1 protein-coding gene and 1 pseudogene are annotated in these 2,712 nt (G+C 62.4%); one reads left to right on the forward strand and one right to left on the reverse strand.

The annotated features are described in order from the left end of the window. Positions 1-112 (reverse strand): annotated as a pseudogene (locus NKH83_RS31425) (S-(hydroxymethyl)glutathione dehydrogenase); the annotation flags it as partial. Positions 113-325: 213 nt separating this feature from the next. Between NKH83_RS31425 and NKH83_RS31430 the strand changes: the two are divergent. Next, the gene (locus tag NKH83_RS31430; RefSeq protein WP_352809038.1) at positions 326-2,335 is read left to right on the forward strand and encodes an acetyl-CoA carboxylase biotin carboxylase subunit; all 2,010 of its coding nucleotides are present in this window, start codon (positions 326-328) and stop codon (positions 2,333-2,335) included. Positions 2,336-2,712: the final 377 nt, after the last annotated feature.

Genomic DNA, 2,712 nt, shown 5'->3' on the forward strand with positions numbered 1-2,712 from the left:
CGGTTGCCTTGATCTCGACCAGCACCTCGCCATCGCGAGGACCCTCGAGGTCGACCTCCATGATCTCCAGCGGCTTTCCGGCGGCGACGGCAACAGCGGCGCGCGTTTTCATCAGGCACTCCTCCCAAGACAGTCTGCAATCCAAGTTAGATTTAACTTACCATTCAGCTTCGCGCTATGCACGAAGCGACGTTCCGACCCCGGATTTTCGTCAGCGCCCGCCGATCTGCATGCGGGATAGGCTCCGACTTTGCCTTGACCGCCCTTCTGAAGCCCATAAAACGGGAAGCCCGTTAAAAAAGGGCAGCCGAGGGACGAGGCCTGCATGTTCACAAAGATACTGGTCGCCAACCGTGGCGAGATCGCCTGCCGCGTGATCAAGACGGCGCGCAAGATGGGCATCGTCACCGTCGCGGTCTATTCCGATGCCGACCGCGACGCCGTGCATGTCGAAATGGCCGACGAGGCGGTGCATATCGGGCCTTCGCCGGCCGCGCAAAGCTATCTGGTCCCGGAAAAGATCATCGCCGCCTGCAAGGCCACAGGAGCAGAGGCCGTGCATCCGGGCTACGGTTTCCTGTCCGAGCGGGCATCCTTCTGCGAAGCGTTGGAGCAGGAAGGCATCGTCTTCATTGGCCCGAAGCCCAAGGCCATCAAGGCGATGGGCGACAAGATCGAATCGAAGAAGTTCGCCAATGCGGCCAAGGTGTCGACGGTGCCCGGCTGGCTCGGCGTCGTCGAAAACGCCGCCCATGCCGAAAGAATAGCCGGCGAAATCGGCTATCCCGTGATGATCAAGGCCTCGGCCGGCGGCGGCGGCAAGGGCATGCGCATCGCCTGGAGCAAGGCAGAGGTGCGCGACGGCTTCGACCGGGCGCGGTCGGAGGCCAAAAGCTCGTTCGGCGATGACCGCGTCTTCATCGAAAAATTCATCGTCGATCCGCGCCATATCGAAATCCAGGTGCTCGCCGACGCGCATGGCAGCACGCTCTATCTCGGCGAGCGCGAATGTTCGATCCAGCGCCGCAACCAAAAGATCGTAGAGGAGGCGCCGTCGCCGTTCCTCGACGCCAAGACCCGCAAAGCCATGGGCGAGCAGTCGGTGGCGCTGGCCAAGGCCGTCGACTACCAGAGCGCCGGCACGGTCGAGTTCATCGTCGACAGCGACAAGAACTTCTATTTCCTGGAAATGAACACGCGGCTGCAGGTCGAGCATCCGGTGACGGAACTCGTCACCGGCATCGACCTGGTCGAGCAGATGATCCGCGTGGCGGCCGGCGAAAAGCTCGCCATCAAGCAGAGCGACGTCAAGCTGAACGGCTGGGCGGTGGAAAGCCGCCTCTATGCCGAAGATCCGTATCGCAACTTTCTGCCGTCGATCGGCAGGCTGACCAAGTATCGGCCGCCCGAGGAAGGAAAGTTCGGCGACATCGTTATCCGCAACGATACCGGCGTCACCGAAGGCTCGGAAATCTCGATGTTCTATGACCCGATGGTCGCCAAGCTGTGCACCTGGGCGCCGACACGGCTGGCGGCGATAGACGCGATGTCGGAGGCGCTGGACAGTTTCGTCGTCGACGGCATCGAGCACAACATACCGTTCCTGGCGGCGCTGATGCAGCATCCGCGCTGGCGGGAAGGTCAGATATCGACCGGGTTCATCGCCGAGGAGTATCCCGACGGCTTCGCGCCGATTGTGCCAGACGCCGAGGAGAAAGCGGTGCTGGCCGCGATTGCCACCGCGGTGGAACTGCTGCGCCGCGACCGGCTCGACCGGCTGGGCGGGCGGCTGGCGCCGCATTCCGGCGCCTTGAAACGCGATTGGGTGGTGAAGATCGGCCCGGACTATCTTTCGGTCGCCATCGTCGAAGGGATGATTTCCATTCCGATGGAGCTCGACCTCACAATCGACGGCAAGGCACTGACCGTGAACTCCGACTGGCGGCCGGGCGATCTCATCTGGCGCGGCACGGTCGGCGGCCGCAAGGTCGCGGCGCAGGTCAGGCCGGTGCTGAACGGGTTCCGCATCGCCTGGAAAGGCATCTCGGTGACAGCCCGCGCCATGCTGCCGCGCACCGCCGAACTCGAAAGGCTGATGCCGGAAAAAGTGGCGCCGGATACCTCGAAGATGCTGCTTTGCCCGATGCCTGGCCTCGTCGTGTCGATCGCCGTTGCCGAGGGGCAGGAGGTCAAGGCCGGCGAGACGCTTGCCGTGGTCGAAGCGATGAAGATGGAGAACGTGCTGCGCGCCGAGCGCGACCTCATCGTCTCGAAGCTCAACGCCAAGCCCGGCGACAGCCTTGCCGTCGACGCGGTAATCATGGAATTCGCGTGAGGCTGTAATCTGCTTGAGGTTGGCGGGACGGAGGGGGAGCGAAGGAACGCGACCTTGCAATTGGTTGAGCACGCTCGCTTGAGGAAGGACAAGGCGAGGGGCGCGCGGAATTCGCTTTTTTTGCCCTCACAACGTATTTTGTTCTTGCTTTGTGCCGGCAGCTATGCTATTAATTTGGATATAGTGCTAAATGGCTCCAACGACCCGCCCGCTGTGGCGGGTTTTGTGTTTCCGGCCTGAGGTTGGCGGGACGGCGCCCCTCTCTGTCCTGCCGGACATCTCGCCCACGAGGGGGCCTGTTGCGTAATTCGCTGATTGTGATTCTCTGAGACGAAGCTCGGAGGGAATCGCGATGGCAGTGAAGCAGATGGGCCAGT

It is taken from the genome of Mesorhizobium sp. M0909 (genome assembly GCF_040319515.1).
Taxonomy (GTDB): Bacteria; Pseudomonadota; Alphaproteobacteria; order Rhizobiales; family Rhizobiaceae; genus Mesorhizobium.

Excerpts from the sequence above, each read along its gene's own strand:
- NKH83_RS31430 (WP_352809038.1), top strand. The coding sequence starts at position 326 with ATGTTCACAAAGATACTGGTCGCCAACCGTGGCGAGATCGCCTGCCGC.